Source organism: Mesorhizobium sp. GbtcB19 (assembly GCF_019091085.1).
GTDB lineage: Bacteria > Pseudomonadota > Alphaproteobacteria > Rhizobiales > Rhizobiaceae > Mesorhizobium.
Genome location: NZ_JAGXJY010000157.1, coordinates 1 through 320 on the forward strand (window position 1 = coordinate 1; position 320 = coordinate 320).

General features: G+C 66.6%; 1 protein-coding gene. It reads left to right on the forward strand.

Translation table 11 applies throughout. The annotated features are described in order from the left end of the window. A partial coding sequence (locus KVT37_RS32035) for an SPFH domain-containing protein (RefSeq protein WP_368860645.1) occupies positions 1–320 on the forward strand: 320 nt, incomplete at both ends.

The window sequence follows — 320 nt, forward strand, 5'->3', positions numbered from 1 at the left end:
GTCGTCGACGAGGCGGCGCCTCCGTGGGGCATCAAGATCACCTGCGACGAGATCAAGGGCATCAGCCCGCCTGCCAACCTGATCGAGTCGATGGGCCGTCAGATGGCCGCCGAGCGCAACAAGCGCGCCCAGATCCTCGCCGCCGAGGGCTTGAAGCAATCGCAGATCCTCGAAGCCGAGGTCCGCAGGGAAGCCGCCTCCCGCGCCGCCGAGGCGCGCGAGCGTACCGCCGAAGCCGAGGCCAAGGCCACACAGGTGGTGTCGGAGGCAATCGCCAAGGGTGACGTACAGGCGCTCATCTCCTTTATCGCCCAGAAATA